This is a genomic window from Ruegeria sp. AB9 (assembly GCF_056542585.1).
Genome location: NZ_JBQGAA010000005.1, coordinates 241,221 through 256,829, shown reverse-complemented (window position 1 = coordinate 256,829; position 15,609 = coordinate 241,221). Strand labels below are relative to the sequence as shown.

Sequence of the window (15,609 nt, the reverse complement as noted above, 5' to 3'; positions counted from 1 at the left end):
GCCGTGTTCGGCAGCCAGACCCGCCATCATCCGGGCGAAGACGCCCTTGTCACTCCACCGTTTCCAGCGGTTGTAATGCGTCTTGTGCGGGGCCGTAGGCAGCGGGCGCGTCGCGCCAGCGCAAGCCATTGCGACTGATGAATATAATCCCACTCAATGCGCGTCGGTCATCGACCCGTGGTTTGCCGTGTGACTTGGGAAAGAAGGGGTCAAATCGCGCCATCTGCGTCTCACTCAACCAGAAAAGGTCAGACATGTTCACCGCTCGTTTTGAGCCCCGTGAAACACGAGGTTAAGCGGAAATCAATGAGTCCTGAGCCTAGAGTGACATTGCACTTTGCTGACGCGATGGTGGATTTCGGTAATGGTTTAAAAAAATAATTTTAGAAAACTCTGAGAAGCGTAAGCATGGCCGCGAAATTGGGCTCTGTTGGGCGTTGGACCAAAATCTTGGCGGTTCTGTCGCCAATTCTTCTTCCGACTGTCGCTCCGACCGCGGTTCTGATCGCGCTCGCTCGGATAAGACAGGAGGAGGCAGTGGCGATCTCGTTCGAACTCCGCGATGCCATTAACACGAGCGCTTCACTTCAAAACGGTCAGGCTCAAGACTCTGCGACGAAGCCCTTGCATCTATCTAACATCAAAGCGTAATTTGACAAAAAGGGTGTGCGGCGGCCCAAATCGAGCCATTCTTGGCGTTCCCGTAAAAAATCAGGCCAAATATTAGGAGCTCCCATGCGACGGTTTGGATTACTCGGCTCTCTTACAATTCTTACAACGGCATCACCGCTATATGCACAGGAACAGGGAAGTATCATCCCAATCCCTGAGGCGAGCGCCACCTATTCACCTTACCTTGATCAGGATTTTCCCAATCAGGTCCTGTTCGGGGACACACACCTTCATACGGCCTATTCCGCCGACGCGGGTCTGGCTCTGGCGACCCTGACCCCGGATGATGCCTATCGTTTCGCCAAAGGCGAGACCGTGGTTTCGTCGCTGGGTGTACCCGGTCGTCTGAGCCGGCCGCTCGACTGGCTGGTCGTTTCAGACCACGCGGAAAATCTGGGCTTGCCAGTGGCGATGGCGACGAATGACCCGGTCATGGAGGCCAACGAATGGAGCCGCTCGATCGTCAAGGCTGCCGAGCCTGGCACAATGGACGCTGTGCTTGAGGCCTATGGCATCTGGTTCGGCACCGTCAACAGCCCCGGCGCCACCGATCCGATGGCCGGCACCGGCCTGATGGAGACCTATTGGCAGAACACCACCGAAGCAGCCGAGCGTCACAACAATCCCGGCGCGTTCACCGCCTTCATCGGTTATGAATGGACCTCGGGGCCGGACGGCAACAACCTGCACCGCAACGTGATCTTCCGCGATGGCAAGGACCGGGCAGACCAGATCGTGCCACTGTCGGCTTACGACACCGAGGATCCCGAAGATCTTTGGAACTGGTTGCAGGCATATGAAGAACGCACCGGCGGAAAAGTGTTGGCGCTGGCGCATAACGGCAATCTCTCGAACGGTCTGATGTTTGACGATGTCACACTTTCAGGCAAGCCGCTCAGTGCCGATTACGCCACCCGCCGTCAGCGGTGGGAGCCCATTTATGAGGTGACCCAGATCAAGGGCGACGGCGAAGCGCACCCGCTTCTGTCACCCGAAGATGAATTTGCGGATTTCGAAACCTGGGATAAGGGCAGTTTCGGCCCACAGCTCAAGACCCCGGACATGTTGCCGCGGGAATACGCCCGCGAGGCCCTGAAACGCGGCCTAGCCTACAAGCAGGATCTGGGCGTGAACCCGTTCAAGTTCGGAATGCTCGGTTCGACCGACAGCCACACCGGTCTTTCGACGGCGGCCGAAGACAATTTCTTTGGCAAGGTTACCGTTCTGGAACCCACAGACGATCCGATCCGCATGGAAGAGGCGATCACCGGGGCGCTTACGCCGGACGATCCGTCAGATGACATCACCGCCGCCTATAGCGCGGCCTCGGGTCTCGCCGCTGTCTGGGCCCGCGAAAACACCCGCGAGGCGATCTGGGACGCCATGAAGCGTCGCGAAGTTTTTGCGACCACCGGAACCCGCCTGCGTGTGCGCGTGTTTGCCGGTTACGGATTCGCCGAGGAAGATCTCGCCCGTCCGGATTTTGCCGCACATGGCTATGCAAATGGCGTTCCGATGGGCGGCGATATGAGTGCGGCGCAGGGCGATGATGCGCCGACACTGTTGATCCGGGCGCTGCGTGACCCCGAAGGGGCCAATCTGGATCGGGTGCAGGTAATCAAAGGCTGGCTCGATCAGGACGGCAAAACTCACGAGGCCGTTTTCGACGTCGCCTGTTCCAACAATCGCGGCATTGATGCGAACAACCGTTGCGACGCGCCGGTTGGAAATACGGTCGACGTGGAAAATGCCAGCTATAGCAACGCGATCGGCGAACCGGTTCTGGCGGCGCATTGGCAGGATCCCGCATTCGATCCCGCGCAGAACGCGTTCTACTATGTTCGCGTGATCGAAATTCCGACACCGCGCTGGACCACCTACGACGCCAAACTGTTTCGTGCCGAAGTCCCCGAGGACGTACCCTCGTTTGTTCAGGATCGTGCCTATACTTCGCCGATCTGGTATACGCCGGGCTGAACCAAATCGGGGGGGGGGCCGGTGCGACCGGCAACTAGTTGGGTTCGACAGCGATTAACTGACCGAAAGATGGTTTGCCATGACGTTTTACAGAGAACCTCTGTTCCATTTTATGCTTGTGGGCATCGTGGTGTTTGGATGGTTCGCCTTTCTGAATCCCGGCAGTGACACACCAGACAGTGAGGACCAGATTGTCATTGACGAGCAAGACGTTGACCGATTGATCGGACAATTCCAGGCGACGCGACAACGCCAGCCGACTGCAGATGAACTAACCATGCTTCAGGATAATCTGCTGCGCGAGGAGGTTCTGGTCCGCGAAGCCCGGGCGCTGGGGCTGGATCGCGGCGACAGTATCGTGCGCAACCGGCTGGCGCAGAAGATGGACTTTCTGACCACATCGCTGGCGCAGTCGGTCGAGCCGGACGACCAGGTGTTGCACGACCATCTGGCCGAGAACAAAGACCGATTTATGCCGCAAGGCAAGATTGCGTTCCGGCAGATTGGGTTCGGTGCGGATACCGATCCGGCGAAAATCGAGGCTGCGGCAGACGCTCTGAATGATGGTGCAGATCCGGCAATATACGGCGTAGCCAGCCTGCTGCCCGCTGCATTGCCTCTGACATCGTCCCAACAGGTCGACGGCACATTCGGGCGCGGATTTTCTGATGCACTGAGCGAATTGTCCCTTAACCAGTGGGCCGGTCCGGTGCGCTCGGGATACGGGTTGCATCTGGTCCGCGTTGAGGCCCGGCAGAACGCTGCTCTTCCTCCGCTCGAAGACATTCGCGATGACGTTCTTTTCGACTGGCGACGCGACTTGAAATCCGAATTGTCCCGCGCCCAGTTCGAAGAGCTTAAATCGAGATACGACATCACTGCCCTCACCCCCGGTCAACTGGCAGAAAGAGTGTCGCAATAATGCTGCGCCGTTTCTTCCTTGCCGTTCTGTTTATGTGCCTGTCGGGCGTTGCGGCACTGGGTCATGCGCTCGAACCCGGTTATCTGGATGTCCGGCAACTGACACCGGACAGCTGGCAGATATTCTGGCGCAAACCGGATGTGGCAGGTGCCCCGATGGCCATCGACGTGACCCTGCCCGACACCTGCACACCCGCCGCCGGACCGGCACCGAATTACGATGGTGCCGCCTGGATTTCTTCTTGGGTATCCGATTGCCCCGGCGGTCTGGTGGGTGGAATGATCGAAGTTCCCGGCCTTTCGGCGCAGCGCACGGACGTTCTTCTGAGACTTCAGGCATTGGAACGAACTCCGGTTACGTTACGCCTTACGCCGGACCAGACCAGCCATATCGTACCGGCAGAGCCGTCTGCGCTTGGTGTTTTCAGCAGCTACGCCACCCTTGGCTTTGACCATATTCTGGAAGGCTGGGATCATCTGCTGTTCGTTTTCGCGCTGCTTATGCTGATCCGCAATATCTGGCGTCTGGTCGGCGCGATTACCGCTTTTACAATTGCCCATTCCATCACGCTGGCGCTGGCGACACTGGGGCATATATCCGTCCCCGGCCCGCCGGTCGAGGCGGTGATTGCCCTGTCGATCATCTTCATGGCTGTAGAAATTCTGAAATCTCACGGCGGAAATGAACGCCTTTCCGAGCGTGCGCCCTGGTTGATCTCGTTCGCCTTCGGGCTCTTGCACGGGCTGGGATTTGCGGGTGCCCTGCGTGACATCGGTCTGCCGCAGCAGGATATCGGCACAGCGCTCTTGGCCTTCAACGTGGGTGTCGAGGCTGGTCAGCTTGCCTTTGTCGGTGTCGTTCTTCTGGTGGTCGGGCTTATTCGACGCGCGATCCCCATCGTCGCGCGGCAGTGGCAGATGCCGGGCAGTCCGTTTAACACTGCGCTGGGTTACGCGGTCGGGTCCGTGGCGACATTCTGGTTTGTCGAACGGGTGATGTCATTCTGACCTACACGCTGGCAAATGGTCGCTTCCAACCGGACGCAGCTTGTCATAAAAGTGTCTGATCGTGGGTCATGTGTTTCGCTCATAGTAAGCGGCTCAAAAGGAAATTCAGGTAATGGTAACAACATCTCATGCCTTTGGCACGATGCGCAGAACAGCGACCGCTCTGGCCATATGTTGCTCGGCTCCTGCGTTGGCGGATCAATCGCTGGAAAGCGAGGCGAGTGATCCAACCGCGTCGCTGATGGCCTTTCTGGTTCAGGACTTTTATTCGCCCAACCTGCACAACATTTCCGGGTCACAGAATATTACCCAGTTCAGAGCCGCCATACCCTACCAGTTGGGCGGCACGAACAACATTGCCCGACTGACGCTGCCCTATGTGACCCGGAACGCGGCCGGGGACTCGGGGTTCAGCGATGCCACGCTCTTTAACCTGACCACCTTCGATAAAAACTGGGGGCGATATGGTATCGGTCTGGTGGCCCTGCTCCCCACTGGTGCCGACGGGTTCAGCGCCGAGAAATGGGGGCTCGGGCCTGCGATTGGATTTGTCGCACAGCCGGAATGGGGTCTGATCGGCGCGTTCAACCAGAACATCTTTACGGTGGGCGGTGACGCATCGCGCCCCGACGTCAATATATCGACGCTGCAACCGATTGTGGAATACTCGCTGGGAAACAACTGGTCGGTCGGCGCCTCGGACATGACTTTCACTTATGACTGGGATCGGGGCGAGTTCGTAACGCTGCCGGTTGGCGTGAAACTCTCGAAACTGACCTATATCAGCGAACGACCGGTGCAGTGGCAGCTGAGCTATGAACGCAATTTTTATGACACCGGAACAGGCCCCAAGGACACGATCGGATTCATCGCCAAACTGCTGGTGCCCAAATAGGGCCGCCCCTTTCCGCTGATCCATTCTACGTGATGGGAGCCATAGAAAATACAAGAATAGGCCCAGTTGAAATCTGGCAGGATGTGTCGCCAACTGTGCTCAACAACCAGAGCTGGTTTCGTTGCAAAGTTTTGTGTCGATCAGACAGATTTGCGACACACCCCTTCATTCAAAAGAACACTCACCTGAACCCAACAAAAACGTAACGGCCCAGAAATTTCGATGGAACCCGAACCGAAAGTCATGTTTCGCCGGGTTCCAAATCTCCGATCAAAGTTCAGGCGCGACGCCAAACACAAACTTCGCCGGGGTGGCGCTGGTATTGTGGTATTGATGCTCGAACCCTTCAGGAACAAAAAAGCCGTCTCCGGGCTTCAGTTCAAACCATACTTGCCCGTCTGCGCCGGGCGCATAGACATTCAGGATGCCCTCTGTCACGTATAGACACTCGTCACCCTTATGTGTCTCCATTACCGTTCTGTGACCCGGCAGTACTGTCGTCTCGCCGGAGGTCAGATGTTCGGTCGAGCAGAATATGCGCGTGAAGGCCCCGTGGCTTTCCGCGTCCAGCGTCCAAATGGCGTCCGCTGGTGAAACCGGGATGATGGTACGCTCTGCCTTTTGCGCCTCAAGACCCATGGGCCAGTTTCCCAGCCACTTGTCCTGGCAATAACGGCTGTCTGCTGGCTCCAGAAATGGTTTTGTTCGTGCATAGGGGCCTGACGTTCCCTGCGACGGGGGTGGCGAAAAATACTCCAGGATTCGAACCTGATCGTGCCCGAGATTGAAGCCGTGGTGCCAGGTTCCGGCACGGAAGAACAGCGTATCGCCGGGTTTGGCGACGTGAAACTCGCCAGTTTGAGGGTTAGCAAGGCCAAAGGTCCCACTGATGACATACATCAACTCGTCGGCACCGAAAATCGTGCGAAAGCTCTCGCTGTGGGTAAATTTCCCGCCGGGTGCCAGCCCGAAGAGCAGTTGGTGGATTTTGTCGGTTGAGGCATAGATCCAGTCATCAACCTGACCAGCGTCCGGTTCGCCCCACAGGTGCCGGGTGACATCTTCGTAGGCGATCTTGCTCGGTTGATCAAAGGTTGGTCGTGGTGAGGCTTTGTAACCCATATTTACTCCATTTCAGGCGAATTAATCGCCAGTCGTCATGGCGATGAGCCTTTCGATCACATCGCGTTTCATTTGCGAATTCAGCTTCATTACGTCGAATGCTTCGGCCAGCCACATGCCTTCGGCGGCCAACCGGATAATGGTTGCCAGAACCGGATCCAGCCCGTCGTTTTCAACGCCGTGCTGGCACCGGATGTTCTGTTGCCGCACGATCTCGAGATAATCCGGGAAAGATGACAGCGCAGTCGTGATCGGGGCGCCGAGCCGATCGAAATCTGCGCCGGTCGTCGCCGCTTCGCCAAAGGTCGCGCGCAGATAGGCCCTTGAAAAACGGCCCTTTTCCATGTCGTCAGCTTCTTTCAGTTCGTCGATACCGTTTTCGAACCTGGACACGAACTGCTCGACCATCGCCTTGATCAGCTCATTCTTGCTGGAAAAGTGATAGAGAATGCCGCCTTTGCTGAGGCCGGACACCTCTGCAACCTTGTCGAATGTCAGGCTGCTGACACCGTTCTTCGCAACGATGTCTTCGGCGGTATTCAGAATAAGAGTTCTGGCGTTCGGTTTGCGTCCCACATTTATCTCCCTGGATTGAAAGCAACCTTCCCTAGCTGCGATTCATTGCTTCGGCAATCTGAGCCAGCAGAACAAGGTCTTCGCGTGAATCTGACAGAGAGGTCTTGGGCGTCGTGCCTTCGGTCACATGTCCGTGGAATACGTCAAGCTCAACCTGAAACGGGTCAAGGAAATCCGGACCGTGCAGCGTGGTTCTGGTTTCGTCGTCATCAGACGTGACCACTTTCAGTTGGGTCGGTAGGTTTCGGATGTAGGGTGTGTCATAGCTGACCTCGAGGTGCTGGCGGTCAGACAGCACGTCGATCCGCGCTTCAAAGCGGGCAATGTTGTCGATCATGGCCTCATAAACCGCCAGGAAAGGACCGTAATCAAACACCACCACGATCGATTCACCGCCCTGCCGCCAGTTGGCGGAGATCACGCGTTTCGGCAGGCCAATCAACTCGCGCATTGCCGACAGCGAATGCGACGATAGTCCGGTCAGCACCTGATATGCGCGTTTCAAACCCTCCGGTGCGTCCTCACCGACAACTGTGCCTAACAGGGCGTCTGTTTCGATCCGTCCCTGTGCGATGATCTCGGGATCGACGTCGCTGGAATAGTGAATCCTTCTCGATTGGCCGATGAAAAACGGGCCTTCGGCAATCAGATCGCGAACCCGAACAGTGCGGATTTCAGAAGTGTCCGGCATCAGGTCCTTCGCCTTGGTAAACGGCCGCGAGTAGCGGCGCATGTAAGCGACAAAGAGTGTCTTGTCGCTCTGCTCCGCCAACGGCGCTGCCGCGTCGATCTCGTCTACAGTCAGGCACGCAGGCTTTTCCAAAAAGATGTGCTTGTCGGCTTTCAGCGACAATTCCAGAAGGCGGCCATGCGTGTTGTCCGGCGTCAGAATGAAAACAGCGTCGATATCCTGGTCGGCGATCAGTGCTTCGGCGCTCTCGAAAGCTCTGGCGGTGGGGTAGCGCGCGCAGGCGTTGCTGATTGCGCTTTGCGAGACGTCAAAGACGCCCGCGATGGTGTATTTGTGGTTGTTATCCGCCAGGATCGGCAAGTGCATCAACTGACTTACTTCACCAAGCCCGAGGATACCGACGCGAATGGGGTCTGTCATATTTTTCTCCGATGAGATCGAGGGTCAGCCTTTTACCGCACCGGCTGTCAGGCCAGCCATGATGCGCTTCTGGAAGATGAGGGCGAGTATAACCAGCGGGACGGTAACAATCGTCGACGCCGCCATGATCGCGCCAAACGGTGTCTCGAAGCGACTGTCTCCAGAGATCAGGGCGATGGCGACCGGTACCGTCCGGTTTTCGTCCGTTAGGATGAAAGTCAACGCGAACATGAACTCGTTCCATGCGGCGATGAACGCCAGCAGGCCGGTAGAGATCATGGCCGGGACCATCATCGGCAGGAAAATGTGCGTAAGAATCCGCAGCGGTGAACAGCCGTCCATGATCGCCGCTTCTTCAACCTCTTTCGGAAGGTTGCGCATGAAGGCCGTCAATACCCAGATGTTGAACGGCAGCGTGAAGATCATGTAGGCTACGATCAATGAGCCGATATGATTGTACAGCCCCAGCCAGGTAATCAGTTCAAACAGACCGGACAGCAACGCGACCTGAGGGAACATCGAAACCGCGAGGACTGTCATCATGATGGTGCTGCGGCCGCGAAAACTAATGCGGGCCAAAGCGTAGGCCGCTCCAATAGCCAGCCCCAGTGAGATAAAGACGACCGATGTGGCCACGATGAACGAGTTCAGGATCGACCCGACAAAGACTTTGTCTTCCAGCATGATTTTGAAATTGGTCAGGTCGAAATCCGGCAAAAAGCTGGAATCGAACAGAGCCTGACTGGATTTCAGCGCGGATGCGATCATCCAGTAGAATGGAAACAGGGTGTAGAGTGCCACAACGCCAAACAGAACGTAAATCGCGATTGTTCGGGCGCGCTTTGTACCTTTTCCTCTTACCATCTCAGGCCCCCATGGTTTTACGGTTGACGCGGAAGATGGTCAGATAAACGACCGTGATGAACGCCAGCAGGAAAAACACCGCTGTCGAGGCGGCCGAGCCGTATCCCATTTCCTGAAAGTTCACCAAAGTTTCGCGCGCATAGATCGATACCGTTTTGGTGTCGTCACTGTTTGCTGACAGAACATAGGCCAGATCGAACATCCGAAGTGCATCGAGCATCCGGAAGAGTGCTGCCACCGCAATGCCCGGCCCGACCAGCGGCAAAGTGATCGAGGTGAATTGCTTCCACGCGGGAACACCATCGACGGCGGCCACTTCATAAAGGTTGCGAGGCAGCATTGTCAGCGCAGCCAGGATCAGCAAGACCATGAAGGGGGTCGTAATCCACACGTCCACGGCAATGATAACGGGCATGGCAAGGCTTGCCTTGGCAGTCCATGCGATCCCGCGCTCGATCAAACCAAGATTGATCAGGATGTTGTTGATAACGCCAAACTGGTCGTGCAGCATCCATTGCCACATGCGGGCACTAACGACGACAGGGATGGACCAGGGGATAAGAATGATCGCCCGCATCAGGCCACGTCCGCGTAGGTGCGACGACAGCAGCAACGCAATCGCCAGCCCCAGCGCGGTTTCAATCGTGACGGAAACACTGGTGAATATCAGCGTATTGCTGACCGATTTCCACCACAAGGCGTCCGTCGCAAGAGCATAGTAGTTGTCGAGACCGACCAGCGAGTAATCACCCGGAAGTGTGAGAATGGCATCCGTGAAAGAGAAATAGATCGTCCGGACAAGTGGCCAGAGGGCGACGGCGGACAGCACGACCAGACTGGGCAACAGGAAAAGCCAGGCCGTCCGGGTTTTCTTGCGGGCAAGCACGCTTGGGGCATCATCGGCCAGGGCGGGTTCTGCGGAAATATGCTCGGTCGCCGCCATCAGCCCAGCTCCCGCTTCGGCCAGATCGATGCGTCGTCAGCGCTGAAAACATAAGAGTTGGCAAAGTCGGCCCCGACTGTGATTGTTTCGTCCTCTGCAAAATCCGGAATTCCGGTGTAGCGCGCCACGAGCTTTTGGCCGTCAAGAAGTTGGAGGTGGACCAGTGCTTCTCCGCCCAAAGGCTCGACAAGTACTACCTTGGCGCCAAAGTTGATATCCGCGGATCCAAACACAACGGATTCCGGACGAATTCCGAAATTGACATTGCCTCGATGCTCGATCGGAAACTCGCGGCTTTGACCAGCGACCGTGATCTGTGTGCCGTCCATTGCGGCGGACAGAAAGTTCATTCTGGGCGATCCGATAAAGCCGGCAACAAACTTGTTGGCAGGAAAGGAATAGAGCTCCATCGGTGACCCGACCTGAGCGACCTGACCTTCCTTGAGCACGACGATACGGTCCGCGAGTGTCATCGCCTCCATCTGATCGTGAGTCACATAGATTGTGGTCGCATCAAGCCGTTCGTGCAGTTTGGCAATTTCAACACGCATCTCCATCCGAAGGTCGGCATCCAGATTGGAAAGCGGCTCATCAAACAGAAACAGTTTCTGACTGCGAACCACGGCACGCCCGATTGCGACCCGCTGTTGCTGCCCCCCCGAAAGCTGGCTTGGTTTGCGTTTCAACAAGTGTTCAATCTGTAAAATTTTGGCTGCGCGATGCACCCGCGTCTGAATTTCACCCTTTTCCATTCCAGCGGTTTCAAGCGCAAATCCAAGGTTTCGCTCTATGTTGAAATGGGGGTAAAGCGCATAGGATTGAAAAACCATCGCGATGCCGCGTTTCGACGGTGGCACGTCATTTACACGATCTTCGCCTATTGCAAGATCGCCGCCATTGATTTCTTCAAGACCAGCGATCATCCGCAACAAGGTTGATTTACCGGAGCCCGATGGACCGACAAACACAATGAATTCACCAGGGCGGACATCCAGATCAACGCCTTTGATAACGTCGACACCACCGAATTTCTTCCGGATTTGCCTGAGCGTCAAAGAGGTCATTTGCTAACATCCTTTTCTTGAAGTTCGGCCAGAAAGACAGCGCCAATTGCAGCAGCGTTGCCTTCGAGATTGCTGGCGGCGATGGGCAGATTACGCGCGCTTTCCGCCCAGATAAAATCTCTCGTCCGCTCGGAAAGGCGGTCAAAAACATCTGTACGAGTACCCATGCCTCCACCGATCACCATCGCGGCAGGATCAAGAGTATTGATCAACTGACCGAGATAGGATGAGAGGGAATCTATGACCTCATCGACCAATTCTCGGGCACCATCGTCATATTGGCTGGCTTCGAACAGGTCCCGGGCCGAAAGATCCGGATTACCTTTCAACTCAGCATACCGTTCGCCCAGCGCCCGGCCTCCGGCAAAAAGCTCCAGATTAAACGGCGACAGGGTTTTGCACGTGTCGCATTGGGTCAGCAGATCGGTGCCGGCAAAATGAAGGGCATAACCGTTGGCTCCGGAATACGGCTTTCCGTCGATCACGAGGGTATGTGCGATGCCCGTGGACAAAGTGACGTACAAAAACGGATCGGCATCTGCCAGCCTGGACAGACGGCTTTCGGCGAAAGCCGCTGCGCGAACATCGCTTACAATACGAACAGGTAGTCCCAGATCGAATGCGGACGCAGGTTCCAGACCCCGCCAATCGAAATTCCAATCAGATGCGGGCTGGCCGTTGTTGTCGACAAGTTCCGGTACAGCCACCCCAAGGTATTGTACTTTCTGGTCTGTCTCAGAGCAAAGTGTTCGGGCAAGTTCAGACGCCTGATCCAGAACCGCCTGTCCGCCCTCGCGCCGGGCCGTTGGCCAGGTGATAGACTTGACCGGAGCCCGCATGTCTCCGTCGAAAAGGCACCCCAACATTTTGGTGCCACCAATATCGATACCGATGCTGACGCCATTTTGCTCTTTGCCATAATCAAGCGCCATACTACACGCTCCCCGCTGCGGCGCGATCAGCATAAATTGAGGCACGCCTACAGACGCTGGTTATTGTGGCGGGCCAGCTTGGATCATAGGCTGTGGCCTGGGTGATCCGCTTAAAAGCGTCCGCTTTGTCAGCACCCCAGATAATCATTCCAACCTCATGAGATTGGTCGGCAATCGTTCCGATGCCAACGGTCAAACCGTGTTCGGGCACGTCGTCGACGCCGCGAAATTCCGGAAACGTCCTGAGATTGTCGATCTGGGTTTGACGAGCAAGGCGTACTACCCGCGTCCGGCTGGCTCGCTCCGCCCCCGGAGGATTGAATGCAATGTGCCCGTCGCCAGCGCCGGATGCGAGGATGAAGTAATCCACCCCGCCCGCTTCGGCGATCTTCTGGTCATACCCCAACGGTTTGGAAAGATCAGGCAACCAAAGGTTCTTTGACGGTATCTGATGCGATGCCGGAAGGTTGGCATTTATGAGCCCCAGGATGTCCCGTTCCCCGAAACCGCGGCAGGAAAAATGCGCGGCCCGGTCCGGTAGCCTCTGATCGCCATCAGAACCGAGAACGTACTCGTCCATCATAACAATGGTTAGGTTTGACAGGTCCAACCCCTGTCGGGCCGCCTTGTCAGCCAACGCACTGTAAACGGGTTTCGGGCTACGCCCACCCGGGCACCCAAGCAAAAATGGCTTGCCTTGCCCCTTGGCTTCCAAAAGCGAGAGGACACGATCTGCAATCGCTTCACCGGCCATCCCGGACGTGTCATATGTGAATACGGCGGCAGTCACAGCTTTGCCTCCGCAGATTGCGGCGTGGTCAGGAACGCCAAGTTTGATCTGGCGATCTCTTCAGGGCTACGGGGATTCTCGTCCGACAGGTCCTGCTCAACGACAACAGGGCCCTGGAAGTCAGTCTGTTTCAGCACGTCGACGAACGCTCCGATGTTGACACTTCCTTTGTCCAGATCGGTCATTACGCCGATTTCAAACGCAGTGTCGCAGTGGATGTTTTCCGCGTGAACACGGGCGAGAACATCCGGATCAACGTTCTTCAGGTGAATGGCGGAAATGCGGCTACGGTGTTTGTTAAAGAACGCAACCGGGTCGGCATTCCAGTAGGCGTGATGCCCCGTATCCAGACACAGTTTCACCAGATCCGGATCGGTTTCATTCAGCAGTTTTTCGATCTGCTGTTCCGTTTCAATACAGGTCCCAACATGCGGATGGAACGAAAACTCAAGCTGATGGTCGCGGGCAATCTGAGCGGCTTCATTGACCTGAGTAACAACGTTTTTCCATTGTTCCGCAGTTACAACCCCCATTGCGTCTTTCGGATAAAACTCGGATTCATCCATCAAAATGAATTGCGACGCACCGCAGGCAGAAATCAGTTCGCAGATTATAGCGGTCTGCTGACGCAGTTTTTCCAATGTCGCTATATCGGCAAGGGTATGCACATGTGCTGCGGCGACGATCTCGATATCCATTGCCTCAACGGACAGTTTCAGGTCACTCGCTTTGGTTGGGCCAAACCCAAAGGGACCCAGCTCGGTTTGCCGATATCCCGCTTCATGGATCTTCGACAAATACGTTTCCCAGGTCAATGCATTGCCTTTGGGCCAGTAGACCCCCCAACAGCATGGAGCAATCGCAAATTTCATCGCTATTCCTACCTGATCTACAAACAACAGTTTTTGAAGGCGCCCCGGCCATCGGGAGCGTGGCCAGAGCACCTTCCGGGAGAGTCTATCTCCAGCCGCGTGACTTGATGCGTTCCAAGTCGCTTTCGGCCTGTTCAACGCCTTCGGCTGCCGTCACCTTACCGCTCAGAATATTGTGGACGGCATTAAAGATCCGCTGAGAAGAGCGGTTGTACGACGCGCCGGTTACCTGCGATGGCCGCGAGGCGCTTTCCGAATAAGCCTGTTCCGCATCTTTTAGGAAAGGATAGGCTTCGAGAATTTCCTCGTCCTGATAGAGCGCTTCGACCGTTGGGCTATAGGCTTCCAGTGCACGTCGCTTCTGCTCACGCGCATTGGTCAGGTAAACCGCAAGGCTCGTCGCGGCCTCGGGGTCTTTCGAGTATTTTGATACACCCAGCATACCTGCGCCGTAGCAACCACTGGATTTTTCCCCCTCAGCGCCAACCGGCAGCGCCATTACGCCGACTTTGCCTTGCAGCAACGCACCGTCTTCCTGCGAGGTGCCCCAGACATAACTCCAATTCCTGTGGAACACGGCATTTCCGGTTTCGAACACGCCACGCGACGCTTCCTCGTCATAGTTCAGAACACCTTCGGGACTGATGGTGCCGACCCAGGATGCCGCAAGGTCTAGCGCCTCGATGGCCTTAGGGTTGTTGACAGTAATTTCACCATCCGGCGAAACGAAGGTGCCGCCACCAAAGGATGCAACCAATTCAAGGGCATCGCAGGTCAACCCCTCATAGGCGCGACCCTGCCAGACGTAACCCCACATGTCTGGATTTCCATCTTCGCGCTCAGCATTCTGAATGAACTCAGCGGTCTCCGTCAGTTCCTGCCAGGTCGTCGGTATCGGTTTGCCGTGTTTCTCCAGCAGATCCTTTCGATAGAACATCATCCCTGCGTCGATGTACCAGGGCATGGCCAACAATTCGCCGTTGATCGTTGCATCATCAAGCGCGGATGCAAAGTGTTGGTCCAGCTCTTCGGCGGGGACGTGTTCGCGAAGATTCAGAAGGTGCGGCGCGAGCGCGCCAACCCAAATATTGTCCAGCGTCATCAGGTCAATATCACCGGATTTTCCAGCCAAAAGTTGCTGGTAGAGCGGTAGCGCTTCGCCCCAGCTGGCTGGCATCTTGTTGATCTTGACCGAATTGCCTGTTTCTTCAGCCCATGCTTTGGACGCAGTTTCACAGAGCTCAAGCTCTGTGCCCGCGGAGCTGCAGAATATCGATACTTCGGCCGCCGATACAGCGGTGCCGCCGGCGGTCAGGGCAAAAGCTCCGGTGACCCCCCACAGAAAGTGCCTCGCCTCTGGTCTCATCTGAGTTCCTCCCTTGCTGAAACTTGGCGCCTCCTCTGCCAAGTTGATTCTTAACTATACCGTCTGGACGGTATAGTTAAGAATCAAAATCCTCCGTTTGACCGGCAAAGCGCCCTCGCCTGAAACGACACTGTTGCATTAGGTGATCCGGCTGCAGGAAGAAGGTCCTACCCTTCTTCAAGTGGCTTTCGGAAAAAAGTTCGAAGTAGCAGCCATTTCGTTCCGAACACCGCTTGGGTTGTTCGCGAAGCGGCCTTTTCTGATTGCCCGGAAGGCTTCGGTCGCCCGCAAAGAACGTCAATTCTTCGTCGGTGATCAGGTCTCGTGCCAACCCGTTCTCGATCGCAGATACCAGCTTGAATCATGCCGACCCGCCAATGTGCATCCCTTTTGTCAACACGACCTAGCTTCATCGCTCAGGGCAAACGTGTTGCTGTGATGGAACGCACCTATTCAACGAATAGCTTGGAACACCCCTACCCTTTTCGCGTTTGAG

At 56.2% G+C, this 15,609-nt stretch carries 14 protein-coding genes and 1 pseudogene; 4 read left to right on the top strand and 11 right to left on the bottom strand.

The annotated features are described in order from the left end of the window. Window positions 1-256: pseudogene (locus tag ACR0K5_RS13975) on the bottom strand (transposase); the annotation flags it as partial. A gap of 479 nt (window positions 257-735) precedes the next feature. Here ACR0K5_RS13975 and ACR0K5_RS13970 point away from each other — a divergent pair. The 4 genes from ACR0K5_RS13970 (at window position 736) to ACR0K5_RS13955 (ending at window position 5,473) form a co-directional block, all read left to right on the top strand. Next, window positions 736-2,649 carry a DUF3604 domain-containing protein gene (locus tag ACR0K5_RS13970; protein WP_480630259.1) on the top strand — a complete coding sequence of 638 codons (1,914 nt, stop codon included), beginning with the start codon at window positions 736-738 and terminating at the stop codon, window positions 2,647-2,649. 79 nt (window positions 2,650-2,728) lie between these two features. Further along, window positions 2,729-3,571: a peptidyl-prolyl cis-trans isomerase gene (locus tag ACR0K5_RS13965; RefSeq protein WP_480630258.1), complete on the top strand. Its 843-nt coding sequence runs from the start codon at window positions 2,729-2,731 to the stop codon at window positions 3,569-3,571. Then, entirely contained in the window at window positions 3,571-4,578 is a 1,008-nt protein-coding gene (locus ACR0K5_RS13960) for a HupE/UreJ family protein (protein ID WP_480630257.1), read from the top strand. The genes ACR0K5_RS13965 and ACR0K5_RS13960 overlap by 1 nt, the downstream gene beginning before the upstream one ends. A 112-nt stretch (window positions 4,579-4,690) precedes the next feature. After that, the gene (locus tag ACR0K5_RS13955; protein WP_480630256.1) at window positions 4,691-5,473 is read left to right on the top strand and encodes a hypothetical protein; all 783 of its coding nucleotides are present in this window, start codon (window positions 4,691-4,693) and stop codon (window positions 5,471-5,473) included. Between the two features lie 270 nt (window positions 5,474-5,743). Here the strand turns inward: ACR0K5_RS13955 and ACR0K5_RS13950 are convergent, their stop codons facing one another. The 10 genes from ACR0K5_RS13950 to ACR0K5_RS13905 all read right to left on the bottom strand — a co-directional run bounded on the left by ACR0K5_RS13950 (window position 5,744) and on the right by ACR0K5_RS13905 (window position 15,113). After that, the gene (locus ACR0K5_RS13950; RefSeq protein WP_480630255.1) at window positions 5,744-6,595 is read right to left on the bottom strand and encodes a cupin domain-containing protein; all 852 of its coding nucleotides are present in this window, start codon (window positions 6,593-6,595) and stop codon (window positions 5,744-5,746) included. A 21-nt stretch (window positions 6,596-6,616) separates the two neighbouring features. Further along, entirely contained in the window at window positions 6,617-7,171 is a 555-nt protein-coding gene (locus ACR0K5_RS13945; protein ID WP_480630254.1) for a TetR/AcrR family transcriptional regulator, read from the bottom strand. Between the two features lie 31 nt (window positions 7,172-7,202). Further along, window positions 7,203-8,282 carry a Gfo/Idh/MocA family protein gene (locus tag ACR0K5_RS13940; RefSeq protein ID WP_480630253.1) on the bottom strand — a complete coding sequence of 360 codons (1,080 nt, stop codon included), beginning with the start codon at window positions 8,280-8,282 and terminating at the stop codon, window positions 7,203-7,205. A gap of 24 nt (window positions 8,283-8,306) precedes the next feature. Then, complete coding sequence (locus tag ACR0K5_RS13935; RefSeq protein WP_480630252.1) at window positions 8,307-9,146, bottom strand: carbohydrate ABC transporter permease; 840 nt, start codon at window positions 9,144-9,146, stop codon at window positions 8,307-8,309. A 1-nt stretch (window position 9,147) separates the two neighbouring features. Beyond that, the gene (locus tag ACR0K5_RS13930; protein WP_480630251.1) at window positions 9,148-10,089 is read right to left on the bottom strand and encodes a carbohydrate ABC transporter permease; all 942 of its coding nucleotides are present in this window, start codon (window positions 10,087-10,089) and stop codon (window positions 9,148-9,150) included. After that, complete coding sequence (locus ACR0K5_RS13925) at window positions 10,089-11,153, bottom strand: ABC transporter ATP-binding protein (protein ID WP_480630250.1); 1,065 nt, start codon at window positions 11,151-11,153, stop codon at window positions 10,089-10,091. The genes ACR0K5_RS13930 and ACR0K5_RS13925 overlap by 1 nt, the downstream gene beginning before the upstream one ends. Beyond that, complete coding sequence (locus ACR0K5_RS13920; RefSeq protein ID WP_480630249.1) at window positions 11,150-12,085, bottom strand: ROK family protein; 936 nt, start codon at window positions 12,083-12,085, stop codon at window positions 11,150-11,152. Before ACR0K5_RS13920 ends, ACR0K5_RS13925 begins: the two co-directional genes overlap by 4 nt. 1 nt (window position 12,086) lies before the next feature. Beyond that, window positions 12,087-12,875, bottom strand: coding sequence for a 6-phosphogluconolactonase (locus ACR0K5_RS13915; RefSeq protein WP_480630248.1), 789 nt, complete (start codon window positions 12,873-12,875; stop codon window positions 12,087-12,089). Beyond that, entirely contained in the window at window positions 12,872-13,672 is an 801-nt protein-coding gene (locus tag ACR0K5_RS13910) for a sugar phosphate isomerase/epimerase family protein (protein ID WP_480630247.1), read from the bottom strand. Before ACR0K5_RS13910 ends, ACR0K5_RS13915 begins: the two co-directional genes overlap by 4 nt. A 160-nt stretch (window positions 13,673-13,832) precedes the next feature. Beyond that, window positions 13,833-15,113 carry an ABC transporter substrate-binding protein gene (locus tag ACR0K5_RS13905; protein ID WP_480630246.1) on the bottom strand — a complete coding sequence of 427 codons (1,281 nt, stop codon included), beginning with the start codon at window positions 15,111-15,113 and terminating at the stop codon, window positions 13,833-13,835. Window positions 15,114-15,609 lie beyond the last annotated feature (496 nt).

Coding starts and splice junctions, on each gene's coding strand:
- ACR0K5_RS13905 (WP_480630246.1), bottom strand. CDS start 15,113: ATGAGACCAGAGGCGAGGCACTTTCTGTGGGGGGTCACCGGAGCTTTT.
- ACR0K5_RS13920 (WP_480630249.1), bottom strand. CDS start 12,085: ATGGCGCTTGATTATGGCAAAGAGCAAAATGGCGTCAGCATCGGTATC.
- ACR0K5_RS13950 (WP_480630255.1), bottom strand. CDS start 6,595: ATGGGTTACAAAGCCTCACCACGACCAACCTTTGATCAACCGAGCAAG.
- ACR0K5_RS13955 (WP_480630256.1), top strand. CDS start 4,691: ATGGTAACAACATCTCATGCCTTTGGCACGATGCGCAGAACAGCGACC.
- ACR0K5_RS13930 (WP_480630251.1), bottom strand. CDS start 10,089: ATGGCGGCGACCGAGCATATTTCCGCAGAACCCGCCCTGGCCGATGAT.
- ACR0K5_RS13940 (WP_480630253.1), bottom strand. CDS start 8,282: ATGACAGACCCCATTCGCGTCGGTATCCTCGGGCTTGGTGAAGTAAGT.
- ACR0K5_RS13970 (WP_480630259.1), top strand. CDS start 736: ATGCGACGGTTTGGATTACTCGGCTCTCTTACAATTCTTACAACGGCA.
- ACR0K5_RS13960 (WP_480630257.1), top strand. CDS start 3,571: ATGCTGCGCCGTTTCTTCCTTGCCGTTCTGTTTATGTGCCTGTCGGGC.
- ACR0K5_RS13925 (WP_480630250.1), bottom strand. CDS start 11,153: ATGACCTCTTTGACGCTCAGGCAAATCCGGAAGAAATTCGGTGGTGTC.
- ACR0K5_RS13965 (WP_480630258.1), top strand. CDS start 2,729: ATGACGTTTTACAGAGAACCTCTGTTCCATTTTATGCTTGTGGGCATC.
- ACR0K5_RS13935 (WP_480630252.1), bottom strand. CDS start 9,146: ATGGTAAGAGGAAAAGGTACAAAGCGCGCCCGAACAATCGCGATTTAC.